Below are 17,333 nucleotides of genomic sequence, written 5' to 3'. Positions count from 1 at the left end.
CCACGCACCCAGCGATGCGGTAGCGGCTTGTTCGCGTTTCACAGTCCCAGGTATGCCTTCCTGACCCGCTGGTCGCCGGCGAGCTCGGCACCGGTGCCCTGCAGCACGGTCGAGCCGCTCTCCAGCACGTACGCCCGGTCGGCGATGGCCAGCGCCTGCTTCGCGTTCTGCTCGACCAGCAGCACGGCCACCCCGCTGTCCCGGATGCGCTGGACCGCTTCCAGCACCGTCCAGGTCAGTTTCGGCGAAAGCCCGGTCGACGGCTCGTCGAGCATCAGCAGCCGCGGCCCGGCCATCAGCGCGCGGCCGATGGCGAGCATCTGCTGCTGGCCGCCGCTGAACGTCTGGGCGATCTGGCCCCGGCGCTCGGCGAGCACCGGGAACAGCTCGTAGACCTCGTCCAGCGACTTCGCGGCCTGGGCGGGTGTGCGCGTCCAGGCACCCATCCGCAGGTTTTCCTCGACGGTGAGCGTGCCGAACAGCGCCCGGTCCTCGGGCACGTGCACCAGGCCGTCGCGCACCAGCTGGTCCGGACGGCGGCCCGCGGTCGGCGCACCGTCCAGGGTGACGCGGCCCGACAGCGGCTTGAGCTGGCCACAGATGCTGCGCAACGTCGTGGTCTTGCCCGCGCCGTTCGCGCCGACCAGCGCGACGATCTCGCCGGCGTCGAGGTGCAGGTCGACGTCGTGCAGGATCCGCATCCGGCCGTACCCGGCGCACACCTTCTCAAGCGTCAGCATGGGTCGGCTCCTCACCGAGGTAGGCGTCGATGACCCGCGGGTCGCTGGTGACCTCGGCAGGCGCGCCAACGGCCAGCACGCGGCCCTGGTCGAGCACGAGGACGCGGTCGGCCAGCCGCATCACCGCGGCCATGATGTGCTCGATGAACACCAGCGTGACGCCCTCCTGCTCGCGCAGGCCGGCGAGCAGGTCGAGCACCGGCTCGCGCTCGGCCGGGACCAGCCCGGCCAGCACCTCGTCGAGCAGCAGCACCTTGGGCCGGGTCGCCAGCGCGCGGGCCAGCTCGAGGCGCTTGAGGCCGGCGGTCGGCAGGTCGGTCGCGGTGCGGTGGGCCCACGGTCCGAGGCCGACGCGCTCGACGACGTCCAGCGAGTGCTCCCGCAGCTTCTTCGCGCTCAGGCGGTGGTGCTGGGCGGCGAGGCTGACGTTCTGCGCGACCGTCATGCTCGCGAAGGGCCGCATCAGCTGGAACGTGCGGACCATGCCGGCCCGCGCGATGCGGTCGGGGGCGCGGCCGGTGACGTCGTCGCCCGCCAGGCGGACCCGGCCGGTGTCCGGGTTCAGCGCGCCGGAGATGACGTTGAACAGGGTGGTCTTGCCCGCGCCGTTGGGCCCGATGACGCCGAGGATCTCCCCCTCGGCGACGTCGAGGTCCACATCGGACAGTGCGTGCACGCCGCGGAACGCCTTGCCGACGCCGCTCACCTCGACGATGCTCATCGACGCCTCCTCGCGGCGAGCGTTCCGACGATTCCCTTGGGCAGCAACCGCACGATCAGGATCACCAGCACCGCGTAGAGCACGACGTCGAGTCCACTGCGCCCCTGCAGGAAGCTCAAGAACTCCGGCGGGGTGCGCAGGAGGGTTGCCGTGACGTCGGTGAGCGAGCCGATGATGATGGCGCCGACCACCGGGCCCCAGACCGTGCCGATGCCGCCGATCACCACCGGCACGATGGCCTGGATCGAGATGGCCGAGCCGAACCCGAGGTCGGGGTTCACGAACAGGTAGTACTGCGTGTAGAACGCACCCGCGACGGCGGTGATCGCCGCGGACAGCGCGACCGTCAGCAGCTTGTGCCGCAGCACGGGAGCACCCAGGGACGCGGCCGCCAGCTCGTCGTCGCGGATCGCGGTGACGTACCGGCCGGCGCGGGAGTGCAGGAAGACGATGCTGATCGCGACCGCCGCCCCGGCCAGGACCAGCGCCACCCAGAAGTACGCGGGCGAGTCGGCCGGGAACTGGATCAGCCACAGCGACGAGTCCTGGATCAGCGGCACGCTGAAGCCGATGGACTTGTTGGCGAACGTGCTGCTCGTGACGATCAGCCGCAGCATCTCCGCGAACGCGAACGTCGCCAGCGCGAAGTAGGCGCCCTGGAGCTTGTAGCGGAAGGAGAAGTAGCCGATGACCACGGCGACCGCGGCGGCCACCGCCATCCCGGCCAGCATCCCGATCCACGGCGACACGTTGTGCTTCACCAGCAGGTACGCACTGGTGTACGCCCCGAGGCCGAAGTACGCGGCGTGGCCGAAGCTGAACATCCCGCCGAAGCCGCTCATGATGTTCCAGCCGACGGCCATCAGCAGGAAGATCAGGATCCGGACGGCGACCGCACCCTGGGCCGCGGGCAGGATCAGCGGCAGCGGGATCGCGATCAGCACGAGGATCGCGAGAATGGCGAGCTGCTTGTTCTGCGGCCGCAGCGGCGGCGCCTTGGCGGCTTCCGCGGCACCCGCGGGCGCCTCGATCGTGATGCTCATGCGCGCCTCCCGAACAGGCCCTGCGGGCGGAGGAACAGCACCAGCACGAACACCACGAACACGCCGAGCAGGGAGCTCTGGCCACCGAGGTAGATCGTGGTGAGCTGCTCGACCAGACCGATCAGCAGGCCGCCGACCAGCGCACCGACGACGTTGCCCATGCCGCCGAGCACCACGACCACGAACGCCGTGATGTTGAACTGCTCCCCCAGCGTCGGGGTCACGGTGACGAGCGGGCCGGCGAGGACCGCGGCGGCCCCGGCGCACGCCGTGCCGATGGCGAAGGTCAGCGTGTGCATGCGGCGGACGTTGATGCCGACCAGTGACGCGCCGGGCGCGTTGGCCGCGACCGCGCGGATCGCCGTGCCCAGCCGGGTGCGCCGCAGCAGCCAGAACAGGAGGCCGCCGAGCACGATCGCGCCGAGGAACGCGTAGAGCCGCGACCCCGCGACGACCGCGCCCAGCAACGGGAACTGGAAGTCACCGGGCAGGTCGATGGTCTTGGGCTCGGCGCCGAAGAACATCAGCAGCCCGTTCTCCAAGAGCAAGGACAAACCCAGGGTGATGAGCAGCTGGTTCTCCAGCGACCGGCCGCCGGCGCCGGACAGCAGTCCACGGTGGACGGCCGCGCCGAGCAGGAAGAGCACCGGCACCGCGACGACGAGCGTCAGGTACGGGTGCAGCCCGGTCGCCTGGATCATCCCGAACGACAGGAACATCGCCACCGTGAGGAACGCGCCGTGGGCGAAGTTGACGATGTCGAGCACGCCGAAGATGAGCGTCAGGCCCATCGCGATCAGGCCGTAGAGGCCGCCGGTCAGGATGCCGGTGACCACCGACTGCCAGACCACCAGGCCGCTGCCCGACTGCACCAGCGCGACGACGATCGCGAGGACCAGGACGGCGGCCACGATGCCGGCGCGGCTCAGGAACCCCTTGTCCGCCCGGGCTTTCCGGTCGGGTGGGGCGGTGTCGGGGACGACGGGCGCCCCGGTGTCGAGTTCGGTCATGGTCGCCACGCCACCCTGTAGTCGGGCCGGGATTCGGCTTTTTCGGGGGGATACACCTGCTGGACCCGCCCGTCCCGGACCTGCATCAGCACCGGGAAGGCGTTGCGGTTGTCGCCGTTGGGGGCGAACTGGATCTCGCCGCGGCCGACGGTCAGCGGCGCGACCTGGGCGCCGGCGATGGCGTCGCGCACCTTCCGCGGGTCGGTGCTCGCGGCCTTTTCGACGCCGTGCGCGATCACCTGCACCGCGTCGTAGGACAGGACCGCGCCGGTGCGCATCGGGTCGCCGTAGAGCTGCTGGTACTTCGCGCGCAGCGCGACGGTCGCGGGGTTGGTCGCGTCGTAGTGGTAGTTGGTGCTGAAGTAGAGGTTGCCGAGCGCGGCCGCGTCGGTGACGAACTTCGGCTGGTCGTACGCGCCGTTCGAGACACCCCAGACCGCGCTGAGGTCCGGCTTGACCGAGGCGATCGCCTTGGCCGCCAGCAGGCTGTCGCGGTAGTAGCCGGCGACCGCCAGCACGTCCGCGCCCGCCGCCTTGACCTGCGTGACCTGAGCGGTCAGGTCGCTGACGGTGGTGGCGTCGTAGCTGATGTTCGGGCCGACCTCGATGCCGAGCCCCTTGGCCACCGCGGTGAAGGCGTCGGCCGCGCCGCTGCCGAAGTCGCTCTGCTCGTGCAGGAACGCGACCTTGCGGACCGGCTTGCCGGCCTGCTCGGACACCGCCTTGAGGTACTGGGCGGCGGCCGTCGCGATCGCCTTGCTGCCCGGCTGCACGCGGAAGGAGTACTGGTAGCCGTGGGAAAAGATGGCGTCGGAGGCGGTCACGTCCATCACGAACGGGACCCGGTTGCGCTCGGCCACCACGGCGACGTTGGTGCTCACCGCGCTCTGGTACGTGCCGACCAGGCTGACCGCGCCGGCCGAGATCAGCCGCTGGGCCTCGCTCTGCCCGATGTCGGCCTTGCCCTGCGTGTCCCCCGTGACCAGCTCGACCTTGCGGCCGCCGAGCGAGGAGATGCCGCCGGCGGCGTTGATCGCGTCGACCGCCAGCTGCGCGCCGCGGCGCATCTGCAGGCCGTCGACCGCGTTCGAGCCGCTGACCGGGTGCAGTGCCCCGATCTTGACCGGGCCCTCGTCCCGCCCCGCGGCGGCGCCCCCGGCCCCCATCGGAGCCGATCCCCCGCACCCGGTCACGAGCAGGGCCACCGCCCCGAGTCCCGCGACGAGCATTCGTGCGGACATGTCACCTCTTCCCACTGGAAGGGCTGTCGTTCCGCTTAGCGAAACGCCAGGTTTGTTGCCGGTCATCGTGACACCCGCCCCGACTTCAGGTCAACATCTGCGCATAACTTGACGGACCCGTGCGATCAGTGCGAACTTGGGAAACACGGAGAGGCATCGCTACGAAACATGACGTTCGCAAGTGTTCCCCCCGGCGAAACGGTACTGAGAACCGCGCCGCCGGACGAGAAAGGCAGGTACGCCCCATGACGGGCGCTTTGTCCGGGATCCGGGTGCTCGACACCGCGACCCTGTTCGCCGGCCCGCTGGCCGCGACCCTGCTGGGCGACTACGGCGCCGAGGTGATCAAGATCGAGCACCCGAACGGCGACCCCGTCCGCAGCCACGGCGCGCAGCGCGACGGCGTCGGCCTGTGGTGGAAGATGCTCGGCCGCGGCAAGAAGGCGATCACCCTCTACCTCGGCTCCCCCGAGGGCCAGGAGATCTTCAAGAACCTAGTTGCTGATGCCGACGTCGTCGTCGAGAACTTCCGCCCGGGCACCCTCGAACGCTGGGGCCTCGGCTACGACGAGCTCAGCAAGATCAACCCCGGCCTGGTGCTCACCCGCGTGACCGGCTTCGGGCAGATCGGGCCGTACGCCAAGCGCCCCGGCTTCGGCACCCTCGCCGAAGCGATGAGCGGGTTCGCCGCGATCACCGGCGAACCCGACGGCCCGCCGACGCTACCGCCGTTCGGCCTCGCCGACGGCATCGCCGCGCTGACCACCGCCTACGCCGTGATGACCGCGCTGCGCGCACGAGACCAGACCGGCCGGGGCCAGGTCGTCGACCTGGCCATCATCGAGCCGATCCTGACGCTGCTCGGGCCGCAGATCATCGCCTACGACCAGCTCGGCACGCTGCAGCCGCGCACCGGCAACCGCTCCACGAACAACGCGCCGCGCAACACCTACCGCACCCGCGACGGCAGCTGGGTGGCCATCTCCACCAGCGCCCAGTCCATCGCCGAGCGCGTGATGCGGCTGGTCGGCCGCCCGGAGCTGATCGACGAACCGTGGTTCGCCAGCGGCGCCGAGCGCGCGCAGCACGCCGACCTGCTCGACGACGCCGTCGGCTCGTGGATCGCCGACCGCGACCGCGACGAGGTCGTGAAGGCGTTCGAGGAGGCCCAGGCCGCGGTCGCGCCGATCTACACCGCCGCCGACGTCATGACCGACCCGCAGTTCGCGGCCCTCGACAGCATCACGACCGTCGACGACGACGAGCTGGGGCCGGTGAAGATGCAAAACGTGCTGTTCCGGCTGTCCGAGACACCCGGGCGGATCACGTCGGCCGGGGCGCCGCTCGGCGCGCACACCGCCGAAGTGCTCGGCCGCCTCGGCCTCGGCGAGCCCGAACTGGCTTCGCTGCGCGAAAAAGGCGTGATCAAGTGAACGAGGTCCTGCGCAGCTGGCTCTACGTGCCGGCCGACCGGCCGGACCGGATCGCGAAGGCACTGGCCGGCGACGCGGACGCCGTGATCATCGACCTCGAAGACGCCGTCGCCGCGGCGGCGAAGGACGTGGCGCGGCGAAACGCGCAGTCCGCTTTGGACGACGGCGCGAAGGCGTTCGTCCGGATCAACGCGCCCGGCACCGACGCCGGTGAGGCCGACATCAAGGCGCTGAGCGGGGCCGTCGGTGTCCGGGTGCCGAAGTGTGAGGACCCGGGCGAGGTGCGCCGGGTCGCCGACACGCTCGGCGTGCCGGTGTACCCGGTGCTGGAATCGGCGCTGGGCGTGGAAAACGCCCTCGCGATCGCCACCGCGCACCCGCTCGTCGCCGGGATCTCCCTCGGTGAGGCCGACCTCGCCGCGGACCTGCGCGTCGCCGGTGGGGACGCGCTGACCTGGCCGCGCTCGCGGGTGGTCGTGGCCGCGCGGGCGGCCGGGCTGCCGAGCCCGGTGCAGAGCGTCTGGACCGCCGTGCGCGACCTCGACGGCCTGCGCGCCAGCACCGAAGCCGGGCGGGCGGCCGGGTTCTTCGGCCGGTCGGTGCTCCACCCCGCCCAGATCCCCGTGGTGCACGAGGTTTGCGCGCCCGATCCCGCGGAAACCGCCTGGGCGAGCGACCTGCTCGACCACCTGGAAACCACCGGGTCGGCGGCCTGGATCGACCACCACGGACAGTTCGTCGACGCCGCGATCGTGGCCCGCGCCCGCTGGGTGCTCGCGCTCGCGGCAGAAAAGGAAGGCCAGCACTCATGACACGTCACCAGGACCGGTTGCTGTCGGCGATCGCCGGCGGGGTCCGGCTGATCGAGCTCGGGCAGCCGTTCTTCACCGGCATGCCCTGCTCGCCGAACCACCCCGGGTTCCGGATGACGCTGATCCGCCGCCACGGCGACATGCGCCGCCCGGACGGCGGCTCGGCCGCCAACGAGATCATCGTGACCGGCGGGCACGTCGGCACCCACATCGACGCGCTCTCCCACGTCAGCCACGACGGCAAGCTGCACGGCGACGTCGACGCCGCCGAGGCCCAGCAGGGCGGCGTGTTCCGCACGCACGGCGCGGAGAACCTCCCCGGTCTGCTGCGCCGCGCGGTGCTCCTCGATGTGGCTGCCGTCCACGGCGTCGACACGCTGGAGCCGGGGTACGGCGTCACGGCCGACGACCTGGACGCGGCGGCGAAGCGGGCCGGAACCGAGCCCGGCCGCGGGGACGTCGCGCTGATCCGCACCGGCTGGGCGCGCACCTTCGACGACGCCGCCGCGTACATGGGCAAGGAAACCGGCGTCCCGGGCGCGACGGAGTCGGCGGCGGAGTGGCTGGCGGCCCGCGAAGTCGTCGCGACCGGCGCGGACACCACGGCCTACGAGCAGATCCCGGCCGGGGCCGGGCACGCCGTGCTGCCGGTGCACCGGATCCTGCTGGTGGAGTCGGGCATCTACATCCTCGAGCACCTGAACCTGGAGGCCGTCGCGGCCGAAGGCGTGCACGAGTTCACGTTCGTGCTGGCGCCACTGCGGATCGTCGGCGGCACCGGCTCCCCCGTGCGTCCGCTCGCGGCGGTGAGCGCATGAGTGCCACGATCGTCCAGCAGCTGGCCGCGTTCGCGACGTCGGTGCGGGCCAAGGGACTGCCGCCCGAGCTGCGCGACGACGCCGCCCGGCGCGTCCTCGACGTCCTCGGCAACAGCCTCGCCGCCACCGCCGAGAAGCCGGCGGCGGCCGTCGGTGCCCTGGTGCGTGAGTGGGGTGGGGCCGGCCGCGCGACGGCGATCGGCACCGGCGACCGGCTGCCGGAGCCGAGCGCGGCCCTGGTGAACGGCACCCTCGCGCACTCGCTCGACTTCGACGACACGCACCTGCCGTCGGTGCTGCACCCGTCGGCGTCCGTCGTGCCGGCCGCGCTGGCCGTCGCGGAGTCCCGGGGCGCGACCGGGGCCCAGCTGCTCGACGCGATCGGCGTTGGCGTCGAGATCACCGTGCGGCTCGGCATGGCGGGCTACGACGAGGAACTCGGCAACTCGGTGTTCTTCGAACGCGGCCTGCACGCGACGGCGATCTGCGGCGCGCTCGGCGCGGCGGCCGCCACCGCGATGCTGTCCGATGTGGACGCCGAGGGGATCGCCGACGCGCTCGGCATCGCGGCCAGCATGGGCTCCGGACTGCTGGAAGCCAACCGCACCGGCGGCACGGTCAAGCGCGTCCACTGCGGCTGGGCGGCCCACGCCGCGGTGACGGCGGCGGGCATGGCACGCCACGGCATCACCGGCCCGCCCACGGTGCTGGAGGGCCGGTTCGGCCTGCTGCAGGCGTTCTGCGGCGACCAGTCCGATGTGGCCGCGATCGTCGACGGCCTCGGCGAGCGCTGGGAGCTGCCCGGGATCTTCTTCAAGCCCTATCCCTGCAACCACTTCACCCACGCGGGCATCGACGCGGCCCGCCGGCTGCGCGAACGCGGCGTCGACCCGGCCGAGGTCGAGCACCTGGAACTGGGCGCGCCGACGGCGGTGCTGCGGACGATCGGCGAGCCGCGAGAGGCCAAGATCCGGCCGCAGTCCGGCTACCACGCGGCGTTCTCCGGTCCTTACACGGTGGCCGCCGGCCTCTTGGGCGGCGGCGGGCTCGGCGTCTTCCACGACGACTTCACCGACGAAGCCGCGGCGGACCCCGCACGGCTCGCGTTGGCGGCGAAGGTGGACTGCGTCCCGGACGCCCGCTGCGACGAGATCTTCCCCCACCAGTTCCCGGCGGTCCTGCGGGTGCGGCTGACCGACGGTCGCGAGCTGGAGGAACGCGTCGACGCCAACCGCGGCGGCCCGCAGAACCCGCTCTCGGCCGACGAGCTGGCGACGAAGTTCCGCCTGAACGCCGCGCGGGTGCTCCCCGACGACGTCAGCGCGCGGATCACGGAGCTGACCTACGGCCTCGCCGACCTGGGTGACCTGACGGAGCTGACCGGGCTGCTCCACACCTGAGGCAGAGTTCAGCCCACCAGGCGCGGGAAGAGTCCCCGCACCGCGCGCCGGAAGTCGTCGAGGGCTGTTTCGGTGCCCGACAGGTGGCCCAGCAATGCTTGCTGGAAAAGGCCGTCGAACAGGGCGTACGCCTCGGCCGGGTGGCAGTTCGGCTGGGCCGAGGCCAAGTCGGCGTACGCGCTGACGTTGCGCCAGATCATGTCTCGCAGGCTCGCGTCGATCTCGGCGACGTCCTCGCGGAACGCCTCCTCGAACATCGACTGCGTGCGCAGGTCGTACCAGAGGCGGTGCATCAGCGGGGCGTCGCCGAGCGCCGCGGCCAAGCCGTCCGCGCACGCCGCCGCCAGCTCGGCGGGCGTGCCCACCTGGGCGACCCCGCCTTCGTAGCGCTCCACGCACGCCGCCTTGTAGCGGCGGACGCAGTAGGTGATCAGCTCGACCTTGTCGGCGAAGTAGTAGTGCAGCAGCCCGTGCGAGAACTGCGTGTGCTCGGCGATCGTGCGCAGGCTCGTGCGGGCGTAGCCGAGATCGGCCAAGGCGAGCAACGCCGCGTCGGCCAGTTCCCGGCGGCGTTCTTCGAACTTGTCGACCCGGTTCCGGCGCCGGACGGCGGCTGCGCTGGTCACGAGGCCGAACATACCATCGAGCACTTCTCTGGCCAATCGTCCAAGAAAATCTTGACATCCGTCCAAACGGCGGCCAAGGTCGTCACCAGCCGCCGGCGAAGTCGGGAGGGACGACGATGTCTCTGTTCTTCTACCTGGAGAAAGGCGCCTCGCTGGACCCCGGGGCGCCCTGCTTGACCCTCGACGGGGTGTCCCGTTCCTACGGCCAAGTGGTCGAGCTCGCCGAGGCGGTCGCCCGCGCGCTGCGACGCTCCGGCGTCGCGCCCGGCGACAAGGTCGGCATCCTCTCGGCCAACGACCCGACCGCGTTCACCTGCGTCTTCGGGATCTCCCGGGCCGGCGCGGTGTGGTGCCCGATCAACCCGCGCAACGCCGCGGGCGAGAACGCCGAGCTGCTGGACCTGTTCGACTGCACCACCCTGATCTTCCAGCCCGCCTTCGAGGACCTGGTGGGCAAGATCGCCCCGCAGCTGCCGAAGCTGACCACGCTCGTCCGCCTGGGCGACGGCGACGGCTTCGCCCCCGGGTTCGACGACTGGGTCGACGCCGCCCGCGAAGACCTCTCGGCCGCCGCCCCGCAACCCGACGACGTCGTCGCCCTGGTCGGCACCGGCGGCACCACCGGCCGGCCCAAGGGCGTCATGCTGACCGACCGCAACCTCGAAGCGATGTCGGCGATCACGCTGATGAGCTACCCCTTCGACGAGCGCCCGGTGTACCTGGCCCTGGCCCCGCTGACGCACGCGGCCGGCGTCCTCTGCTTCCCGGTCCTGGCCCGCGGCGGCGAGGTCGTGATCATGGCCAAGCCGGACGTCGGCCGGTTCCTAGCGCTGATCGAACGCCACCGCGTCACCCACACGTTCCTGCCGCCGACGCTCATCTACATGGTGCTCGGCCACGAAACCCTGCCCACCACGGACCTTTCGTCGCTGCGGTGCTTCTGGTACGGCGCGGCCCCGATGTCGACGGCGCGCCTGGCCGAGGCCCTCGACCGGATCGGGCCGATGGCCCAGCTCTTCGGCCAGTCCGAGGCGCCGATGATGATCTCGACGATGTCGCCGGCGCAGCACCGGCGTCCCGACGGGACTGTCCACACCGGACGCCTCGCGTCGGCGGGCCGGCCGTCGCCGCTGGTCACCGTGGCGATCCTCGACGCCGAGGGAAACGCTGTTCACCAAGGCGAACGCGGTGAGATCTGCGTACGCGGCTCACTCGTGATGGCCGGGTACTACCGCAACCCCGAGGCCACCGCGGAGGCGTCGGCGCACGGCTGGCACCACACCGGCGACATCGGCTTCCTCGACGACGAGGGCTACCTCCACATCGTCGACCGAGCCAAGGACATGGTCATCACCGGCGGATTCAACGTCTACTCCGCCGAGGTCGAACAGGTTGTGATGGCCCACGACGCGATCCGCGACTGCGCCGTGATCGGCCTGCCCGACGACAAGTGGGGCGAGCGCGTCACCGCGGTCGTCCAGCTCCAGCCCGGCGCCGAGCTGGACGCAAGCGAGCTGATCACGTTCGTCAAGGACCGCATCGGCAGCGTCAAGGCGCCCAAGCAGATCGAAGTCTGGCCCGAACTCCCCCGGTCCACCGTCGGCAAGGTCCTCAAAGCCGAGATCCGCACCACCCTCACCAGCTGAAAGGAAGACCATGAAACTCGCGCTCTACCTGCCGAACTTCCGGGACAAGGTGACCGTCAAGGAACTCGAGGACCTCACCGCGCTGGCCGAAGACCTCGACTTCGACTCCGTCTGGACGCTCGACCGGATCATCGTCCCGGAGGCCTCGGACCGCGGGGAGATGCAGTACCCCTTCGGGATGCTCGACGAAATGGGCAGGCAGCTCCCGGTGAGCTCGCGGGGCGAGTTCCTCCAGGGCATGCCGCTGCTCCCGTGGCTCGCCGCGAAGACCTCGAAGGTCCGGATCGGCATGAGCATCATCGACACGCCGTACCGTTCCCCCGGCGTGCTCGCCGCGGAGCTGGCCACCATCGACCACCTCTCCGGCGGCCGGCTCAACGTCGCCGTCGGCTCCGGCTGGATGCCCGAAGAGTTCGCCGCCGCCAGCGCCGCGCACATCTTTCCCAAGCGGCACAAGCACGTGCGCGAAACCCTGGAGATCATGCAGGGCATCTGGACCAACGAGGTCTTCGAGTACCACGGCGAGTTCGCCGACTTCGAGCCGGCCGGGTTCGGCGCCAAGCCGGTGCAGAAGCCGCACCCGCCGATCTTCTTCAGCGGCCTCAAGGACGCGAAGCGCTCGGCCGCCCGCATCGCGAAGTACGGCCTGTCGGGCTGGATCGGCATCCAGGACTCGCCCGAGGACATCCAGCGCTGGCGCACCGAGATCCAGCGGGAGCTCGAAGCCCTCGACACCCCGCGGTCGGTCGACGACCTCGAGATCTCCAGCATGATCTGGTTCGTCATCACCGACCAGGACATGGACCAGACCAACCGGGGCAAGGGCACCAACCTGCTCGTCGGGTCGGAAGCGCAGATCACCGATCAGCTGAAGCGGTACCAGGAAGCCGGGCTGACGATGCCGTTCCTGTGGCCGCCGTTCGCGGACGTCCCGGTTGCGAAGACGCTCGACGACCTGAAGCGTCTCAAGGAAGAGATCCTGCCCAAGATCGAAGCGATGTGAAAGGGACCAGCATGTCCGAACTCGAGGGTAAGCGCGTCTTCGTCACCGGCTCCGGCGCCGGGATCGGCAAGGCGATCGCCGCGCTGTTCACCGAACGCGGCGCGCGGGTCGTGGTCAGCGACATGAACGCGGACGCGGCCAAGCAGGCGGCCGAGGAGATCGGCGCCGCGGGCGTCGCCAACTGCGACGTCACCGACGAAGGCCAGGTCCAGGCGGCCATCCAGCAGGCGGTCGACCTCCTCGGCGGCCTCGACGTCCTGGTGAACAACGCCGGGATCGAGGTGTCGTCGCCGCTGCTGCAGCAGTCGACGGAGAGCTTCGACAAGATCTTCGCGGTCAACGTGCGCGGCACGTTCGTCACGATGAAGGCGGCGACCCCGCACCTGGTGGAGTCCAAGGGGAACATCGTCAACATCGCTTCGATCGCGGGCGTCGGCGGCAGCCCGCTGCTCGGCTCCTACTGCGCGACGAAGGCGGCGGTCATCCAGCTGACCCGCGTCGCCGCGGTGGAGATGCGCCCGGCCGGGATCCGGGTCAACGCGGTCTGCCCGGGCTTCGCCGACACCGCGATGGTCGAGCGGCTCGTCCCCGACTTCGAAGCGGCGACCCAGGTGCCCTTCGGCGACCTCGTCGCGGCGAAGCAGGGCCGGCTCGGCACCCCGCAGGACATCGCGGAGGTGGCGGCGTTCCTGGCCTCCGACCGCGCGAGCTGGGTCACGGGCAGCCACTACGTCCTGGACGGCGGGCTCACCGCTTCGCTCGTGTGACGATCCGGCACTCCCGCGTCCGCCGGCAGGTGGGCGCGGGAGTGCCGCAGGATCACCGCCGTCCCGCCGAGGGCGACGAAAACCAGGCCGCCGAGCAGGACCGGGTAGCCGGCCACCGCGCTGAGCAGGGTCAGGATCGACGGCAGCAGGAAGCCGACGTAGGCCAGTGCGTAGTAGACGCCGGTCAGCGCGGCCAGTTCGCCCGGCCGGGCCAGGCGTTGCAGTTCCAGGAGCCCGGCGACGACGGCGATGCCGTAGGCGCCCCCGAGGGCGACCGCGGCGACGAGGGCCAGCGAGGGTGAGCGGACGACCGCGGCGGCGGCGCTGAGCGCGAGCCCGGCCGACATCACGACCATGGCCGTCGCGACGGCGCGAGCGCTGGTCGGGCGGTCGAGCCGCTTGCCGATCGGCTGCACGAGCACGCCGGCGCCGAGGGTGGCGACGGTGAGCGTCGTCGAGTACAGCAGCCCCCACGAGCCGAGCCGGTCCCCGACGAGCTGCGGCATGATCGCGTAGGCGACGCCCGCGGATCCGAAGATCCACGGCGCCATCGGCAGGATCACGCGCGTGAACCGCGGGTGCCGGACGCCGGCGAACCCCGGGCGCGTGGCTTCCCGGCGGGTCTCGGGCAGCCGCGGCAGGAACGGCAGGACGGCCGCCGCCAGGACGACGTGCACGAGGTAGGGCAGGACCATCGGCGCGGGCCCCCACTGGGCCAGCACGCCGGCGACTCCGGCGCCGAGCCCGAAGCCCGCGGTGAGCCACAGCGCGGCACGGCGGGCGCCGGCTTCCCGGCGGTCCGAGAGTTCGGTGACCCAGGTGGTCCCGACAGCCATCGCCACGGCGACCCCGACCCCGGTGACCAGCCGCCCCGCGGCGATCCATGCGACGCCTTCGCCGCCCGCCGCGAGGAAAACGCTGGCGAGCAGCGAGGCGACGACACCGCCGATCAGCACCGGACGGCGGCCGAGACGTTCGGACCACCCGCCGCTGAGCAGCAGGCCGGGCACGAGCCCGACGACGTAGGCGCCCAGCAGGACGTTGACCGTGAGGGTGGGGTAGCCGGCGTGCCGGTACATGACGAGCAGCGGGGTGAACTGGTTGCCACCCCAGCCACAGACGAACATCGCCGCGGCGGCCGGCTGCCAGGTGAGCCGCCTCGTCATCGGCGGTGCGTCCCGTCCAGGTGCGCCCGCAACGCCGTCGCGAACCGCGCCGCGTCACCGCTTTCGATGATCTCCACCAGCTCCGCGTGCTCGCGCAGCACCACCGGGAGCTGCTCCGGCACCGGGCCCAGCGCGTGCACGCTCATCCGCCGCTGGCGATCGGCAAGCCCGCCGTAGAAGCGGATCGTCAGCGCGTTGCCGCCCGCCGCCACCACCGTGCGGTGGAACAGTTCGTCGGCCTCCGCGAACGCCGGCAGGTCCCCGCGTTCGGCGTGCTCGCGCTGCTTTTCGAGGACGGCGCGCAGCTCGTCGGCCACCGCGGCCACCCGGGCCGGGGTGCGCAGCAGCCGGCGCACCGCCGCCGACTCCACCGCTTCCCGCGCGTCCAGGACGTCCTCCGCCTCACCCGGCGGCACCGGCGCGACGATCGCCCCGCGCTTCGGCACCAGCGTCAGCAGCTCCTCGGCCTGCAACCGCAGGAACGCCTCCCGCACCGGGGTGCGGCTCACCCCGAGCCGGTCCGCGATCTCGCCTTCGCTGAACAGGTGCCCGCCCGGCAGCTCACCGGAGAGCACCAGCTCCTTGGTCAGCGTGTAGGCGCGGTCGGCCGCGCTCAGGGTCGGTGAAGTCGGCACCCGCCCACGCTAAGGCATAGATGCAAGCTTGCATCTATGCGATGGATCACGCCCGGACGCCCGCGTGACCCGCGGCTCCGGCGTCACTTCGGGGGCAGCTCCGGGGTCCGCCGGAGCTCGGCCTTCGCGATGGACCGCAAGTGCACCTCGTCCGGGCCGTCGAACAGCCGCATCGCGCGGTGCCAGGCGTACATGGCGGCGAGCGGGGTCACGTCGGTGACCCCGGCGCCGCCGTGGACCTGGATCGCGCGGTCGATCACGCGGGTGGCCACGCGCGGCACCGCCACCTTGGCCATCGCGACCAGATCGCGGGCGGCCTTGTTGCCCGCGACGTCGATGACGTGACTGGCGCGCTGGCACAGCATCCGGGCCTGCTCGATCTCCAGCCGCGACTCGGCGATCTGCTGCCGCACCACACCTTGGTCGGCCAGCGGCCCGCCGAACGCGACCCGGTCCCGGGCCCGCTCGACCAGCAACGCGAGCGCGCGTTCCGCCGCGCCGAGAGCCCGCATGCAGTGGTGGATGCGGCCCGGGCCGAGCCGGGCCTGTGCGGCGGCGAACCCGCCGCCCTCTTCGCCGATCACGTTCTCGACCGGCACGCGGACGTCGTCGAAACGGACCTCGGCGTGGCCGTGCTGGTCGTGGTGGCCGAACACCGGCAGGTCCCGCACGATCGTGACCCCGGGCGTGCCGCGCGGGACGAGCACCATGGTCTGCTGCCGGTGCGTGGCCGCCTCGGGGTCGGTCTTGCCCATCACGATGAAGAACGCGCACCGCGGGTCCATCGCCCCGCTCGTCCACCACTTCCGGCCGGTGATCACGTACGTGTCGCCGTCGCGCACCACGCGCGTGGCGATGTTCGTGGCGTCGCTGCTGGCGACGTCCGGTTCGGTCATCGCGAACGCCGACCGGATCTCCCCGGCGAGCAGCGGCGCGAGCCAGTCCCGTCGCTGCTGCTCGCTGCCGAGCAGGTGCAGCAGCTCCATGTTCCCGGTGTCGGGCGCCTGGCAGTTGATGGCCTCGGGCGCCAGGTCGAGGCTCCAGCCCGACAGCTCCGCGATCGGCGCGTACTCCAGCTGCGTCAGCCCGGACTCGGCCAGCAGGAACAGGTTCCAGAGCCCTTCGGCCTTCGCCTCGGCCTTCAGCCGCTCGACGACCGGCGGCACGACGTGGTCGGCCGGCCCCGCGGCGCGGCGGTGCTCGAGGTACTCGGCCTCGGCCGGGAGCACCCGGTCCCGCACGAACGCCAGCATCCGGTCGCGGAGGTCGACGGCACGCGCAGACGGGGCGGGAAGATCGTAATCCGACACGAGACACTCCTGAACAAGACCGATCGCTTGGTCGGATCGACCGTACGGACCGACGCTCGGAGTTGTCAACGCACCAGCTTCACGACGTCCAGGGCGAACTCGACGTACTGACGGGCGACGGTCTCCGGCGACGACGGCCCGCCGGGTGACCACCACTGCGGCAGCGCGGTGCACATCGTGACCACCGCCCGCGCCGCCTCCTTCGGCAGCGGCGTGGTCATCACCCCGCGGCGGCAGCCCTCCACCACCTCGTCGTCGACCATGTGCTGCATCTCCTGGCGGACGGCCGCGATGCGGATCCGGCTGGGCTCGGCGAGACTGCGCATCTCGCTCGCGCCGATGAACCCGAGCTCCCGCCGGTGGGTGTGGAACAACGCCAGGCATTCCACCAGGCGGGTGAACCGCTCGACCGGGCCGTCCGCTTCGGCCCGCGCCGCGCGGGCGCGGGTCAGCAGGTCGTCCATGGTCAGGTCGAGCAGGGCCACCAGCAGGTCCTGCTTGGCCGGCCAGTGGTGGTAGACGCCGGGCACCGACAGCCGGGCGCGCTGGGCGATGTCGCGGATGGTGGCGCCGTGGTAGCCGAGCTCGACGAACGCCTCGAGCGCGCCGGCCAGCGGCGGTTCGAGCCGCAGCGGCGCGAAGTCGCGCCAGCCACCGCCCGCCGCGCGCGGTGGGTCGCGCAGCACCGCCGGGTCGACCGACAGCAGGCTCGCGGCCCGGGCGAGCCGGGCGTCGTCGATCTTCGTCCGGCCGTTCTCCACCGCGCTCCACGTCCCGGCGCTGACTTCCAGGGCCACGGCCACCTGCCGCAGGGTGAGCCCGGCGCGCCGGCGCGCCGCGCGCAGCCGAGCGCCCACCGCTTGCCGGGTGTCGGCCTCTTCCGGCGCTGTTCCCCGTGCCCCCACGGCTCGTCCTCTCGGCGCTTGACAGTCCCGAACGTCTCGGGGATCGTACTCGACAAC

General features: G+C 71.7%; 17 protein-coding genes. 7 read left to right on the top strand and 10 right to left on the bottom strand.

What is annotated here, in order from left to right; translation table 11 throughout:
* Positions 1 to 38 precede the first annotated feature (38 nt).
* Genes M8542_RS19905 through M8542_RS19885 form a run of 5 tightly spaced genes read right to left on the bottom strand, consistent with a single transcriptional unit; the run spans position 39 to position 4,755 of the window.
* Entirely contained in the window at positions 39 to 740 is a 702-nt protein-coding gene (locus M8542_RS19905) for an ABC transporter ATP-binding protein (protein ID WP_257921706.1), read from the bottom strand.
* The gene (locus tag M8542_RS19900; RefSeq protein WP_257921705.1) at positions 727 to 1,461 is read right to left on the bottom strand and encodes an ABC transporter ATP-binding protein; all 735 of its coding nucleotides are present in this window, start codon (positions 1,459 to 1,461) and stop codon (positions 727 to 729) included. The genes M8542_RS19905 and M8542_RS19900 overlap by 14 nt, the downstream gene beginning before the upstream one ends.
* Positions 1,458 to 2,504, bottom strand: a complete 1,047-nt coding sequence (locus M8542_RS19895; protein WP_257921704.1) for a branched-chain amino acid ABC transporter permease — start codon at positions 2,502 to 2,504, stop codon at positions 1,458 to 1,460. The genes M8542_RS19900 and M8542_RS19895 overlap by 4 nt, the downstream gene beginning before the upstream one ends.
* A complete protein-coding gene (locus M8542_RS19890) occupies positions 2,501 to 3,514 on the bottom strand; it encodes a branched-chain amino acid ABC transporter permease (protein WP_257921703.1) in 1,014 nt (337 codons plus the stop codon). Before M8542_RS19890 ends, M8542_RS19895 begins: the two co-directional genes overlap by 4 nt.
* Positions 3,511 to 4,755 (bottom strand): ABC transporter substrate-binding protein, encoded by a 1,245-nt coding sequence (locus M8542_RS19885; RefSeq protein WP_257921702.1) that lies wholly within the window; start codon positions 4,753 to 4,755, stop codon positions 3,511 to 3,513. Before M8542_RS19885 ends, M8542_RS19890 begins: the two co-directional genes overlap by 4 nt.
* 245 nt (positions 4,756 to 5,000) lie before the next feature.
* Here M8542_RS19885 and M8542_RS19880 point away from each other — a divergent pair, with 245 nt between their 5' ends.
* The 4 genes from M8542_RS19880 to M8542_RS19865 are packed head-to-tail and all read left to right on the top strand — an operon-like array spanning position 5,001 to position 9,218.
* Complete coding sequence (locus M8542_RS19880) at positions 5,001 to 6,188, top strand: CaiB/BaiF CoA transferase family protein (RefSeq protein WP_257921701.1); 1,188 nt, start codon at positions 5,001 to 5,003, stop codon at positions 6,186 to 6,188.
* Positions 6,185 to 7,000 carry an HpcH/HpaI aldolase/citrate lyase family protein gene (locus tag M8542_RS19875; protein ID WP_257921700.1) on the top strand — a complete coding sequence of 272 codons (816 nt, stop codon included), beginning with the start codon at positions 6,185 to 6,187 and terminating at the stop codon, positions 6,998 to 7,000. The genes M8542_RS19880 and M8542_RS19875 overlap by 4 nt, the downstream gene beginning before the upstream one ends.
* The gene (locus M8542_RS19870; RefSeq protein ID WP_257921699.1) at positions 6,997 to 7,818 is read left to right on the top strand and encodes a cyclase family protein; all 822 of its coding nucleotides are present in this window, start codon (positions 6,997 to 6,999) and stop codon (positions 7,816 to 7,818) included. The genes M8542_RS19875 and M8542_RS19870 overlap by 4 nt, the downstream gene beginning before the upstream one ends.
* Entirely contained in the window at positions 7,815 to 9,218 is a 1,404-nt protein-coding gene (locus M8542_RS19865) for an MmgE/PrpD family protein (RefSeq protein ID WP_257921698.1), read from the top strand. Before M8542_RS19870 ends, M8542_RS19865 begins: the two co-directional genes overlap by 4 nt.
* Positions 9,219 to 9,226: 8 nt before the next feature.
* Here M8542_RS19865 and M8542_RS19860 read toward each other — a convergent pair whose 3' ends face one another.
* Positions 9,227 to 9,844, bottom strand: coding sequence for a TetR family transcriptional regulator (locus tag M8542_RS19860; RefSeq protein WP_257921697.1), 618 nt, complete (start codon positions 9,842 to 9,844; stop codon positions 9,227 to 9,229).
* A gap of 116 nt (positions 9,845 to 9,960) precedes the next feature.
* On the opposite strand from M8542_RS19860, the gene M8542_RS19855 reads away from it, so the two are divergent.
* From M8542_RS19855 to M8542_RS19845, 3 genes are read left to right on the top strand one after another with little or no spacing between them, the layout of a single operon-like run.
* Positions 9,961 to 11,490 (top strand): acyl-CoA synthetase, encoded by a 1,530-nt coding sequence (locus M8542_RS19855; protein WP_257921696.1) that lies wholly within the window; start codon positions 9,961 to 9,963, stop codon positions 11,488 to 11,490.
* 10 nt (positions 11,491 to 11,500) lie between these two features.
* Positions 11,501 to 12,493 carry an LLM class flavin-dependent oxidoreductase gene (locus M8542_RS19850; protein ID WP_257921695.1) on the top strand — a complete coding sequence of 331 codons (993 nt, stop codon included), beginning with the start codon at positions 11,501 to 11,503 and terminating at the stop codon, positions 12,491 to 12,493.
* Positions 12,494 to 12,504: 11 nt separating this feature from the next.
* Positions 12,505 to 13,260 carry an SDR family NAD(P)-dependent oxidoreductase gene (locus M8542_RS19845; RefSeq protein ID WP_257921694.1) on the top strand — a complete coding sequence of 252 codons (756 nt, stop codon included), beginning with the start codon at positions 12,505 to 12,507 and terminating at the stop codon, positions 13,258 to 13,260.
* Here M8542_RS19845 and M8542_RS19840 read toward each other — a convergent pair.
* The 4 genes from M8542_RS19840 to M8542_RS19825 all read right to left on the bottom strand — a co-directional run bounded on the left by M8542_RS19840 (position 13,221) and on the right by M8542_RS19825 (position 17,276).
* Positions 13,221 to 14,426 carry an MFS transporter gene (locus M8542_RS19840; protein ID WP_257921693.1) on the bottom strand — a complete coding sequence of 402 codons (1,206 nt, stop codon included), beginning with the start codon at positions 14,424 to 14,426 and terminating at the stop codon, positions 13,221 to 13,223. The two genes, M8542_RS19845 and M8542_RS19840, sit on opposite strands and share 40 nt — an antisense overlap.
* The gene (locus M8542_RS19835; protein WP_257921692.1) at positions 14,423 to 15,061 is read right to left on the bottom strand and encodes a GntR family transcriptional regulator; all 639 of its coding nucleotides are present in this window, start codon (positions 15,059 to 15,061) and stop codon (positions 14,423 to 14,425) included. The genes M8542_RS19840 and M8542_RS19835 overlap by 4 nt, the downstream gene beginning before the upstream one ends.
* An 83-nt stretch (positions 15,062 to 15,144) precedes the next feature.
* Positions 15,145 to 16,314, bottom strand: coding sequence for an acyl-CoA dehydrogenase family protein (locus M8542_RS19830; protein ID WP_372508564.1), 1,170 nt, complete (start codon positions 16,312 to 16,314; stop codon positions 15,145 to 15,147).
* Between the two features lie 122 nt (positions 16,315 to 16,436).
* Positions 16,437 to 17,276 carry a TetR-type transcription factor C-terminal domain-containing protein gene (locus M8542_RS19825; protein ID WP_257921690.1) on the bottom strand — a complete coding sequence of 280 codons (840 nt, stop codon included), beginning with the start codon at positions 17,274 to 17,276 and terminating at the stop codon, positions 16,437 to 16,439.
* Between the last annotated feature and the right edge of the window lie 57 nt (positions 17,277 to 17,333).

Origin of the sequence: Amycolatopsis iheyensis (assembly GCF_024703995.1) — a bacterium.
GTDB lineage: Bacteria > Actinomycetota > Actinomycetes > Mycobacteriales > Pseudonocardiaceae > Amycolatopsis > Amycolatopsis iheyensis.
Note: the sequence above shows the minus strand (reverse complement) of the source record. Positions and strands in the feature narration are given on the sequence as shown.

Bases quoted from the DNA above. Each gene is read 5' to 3' on its own strand.
- M8542_RS19855 (WP_257921696.1), top strand. From the start codon at position 9,961: ATGTCTCTGTTCTTCTACCTGGAGAAAGGCGCCTCGCTGGACCCCGGG.
- M8542_RS19845 (WP_257921694.1), top strand. From the start codon at position 12,505: ATGTCCGAACTCGAGGGTAAGCGCGTCTTCGTCACCGGCTCCGGCGCC.
- M8542_RS19830 (WP_372508564.1), bottom strand. From the start codon at position 16,314: ATGCTGGCGTTCGTGCGGGACCGGGTGCTCCCGGCCGAGGCCGAGTAC.
- M8542_RS19890 (WP_257921703.1), bottom strand. From the start codon at position 3,514: ATGACCGAACTCGACACCGGGGCGCCCGTCGTCCCCGACACCGCCCCA.
- M8542_RS19885 (WP_257921702.1), bottom strand. From the start codon at position 4,755: ATGTCCGCACGAATGCTCGTCGCGGGACTCGGGGCGGTGGCCCTGCTC.
- M8542_RS19900 (WP_257921705.1), bottom strand. From the start codon at position 1,461: ATGAGCATCGTCGAGGTGAGCGGCGTCGGCAAGGCGTTCCGCGGCGTG.
- M8542_RS19905 (WP_257921706.1), bottom strand. From the start codon at position 740: ATGCTGACGCTTGAGAAGGTGTGCGCCGGGTACGGCCGGATGCGGATC.
- M8542_RS19840 (WP_257921693.1), bottom strand. From the start codon at position 14,426: ATGACGAGGCGGCTCACCTGGCAGCCGGCCGCCGCGGCGATGTTCGTC.
- M8542_RS19895 (WP_257921704.1), bottom strand. From the start codon at position 2,504: ATGAGCATCACGATCGAGGCGCCCGCGGGTGCCGCGGAAGCCGCCAAG.
- M8542_RS19870 (WP_257921699.1), top strand. From the start codon at position 6,997: ATGACACGTCACCAGGACCGGTTGCTGTCGGCGATCGCCGGCGGGGTC.
- M8542_RS19865 (WP_257921698.1), top strand. From the start codon at position 7,815: ATGAGTGCCACGATCGTCCAGCAGCTGGCCGCGTTCGCGACGTCGGTG.
- M8542_RS19850 (WP_257921695.1), top strand. From the start codon at position 11,501: ATGAAACTCGCGCTCTACCTGCCGAACTTCCGGGACAAGGTGACCGTC.
- M8542_RS19880 (WP_257921701.1), top strand. From the start codon at position 5,001: ATGACGGGCGCTTTGTCCGGGATCCGGGTGCTCGACACCGCGACCCTG.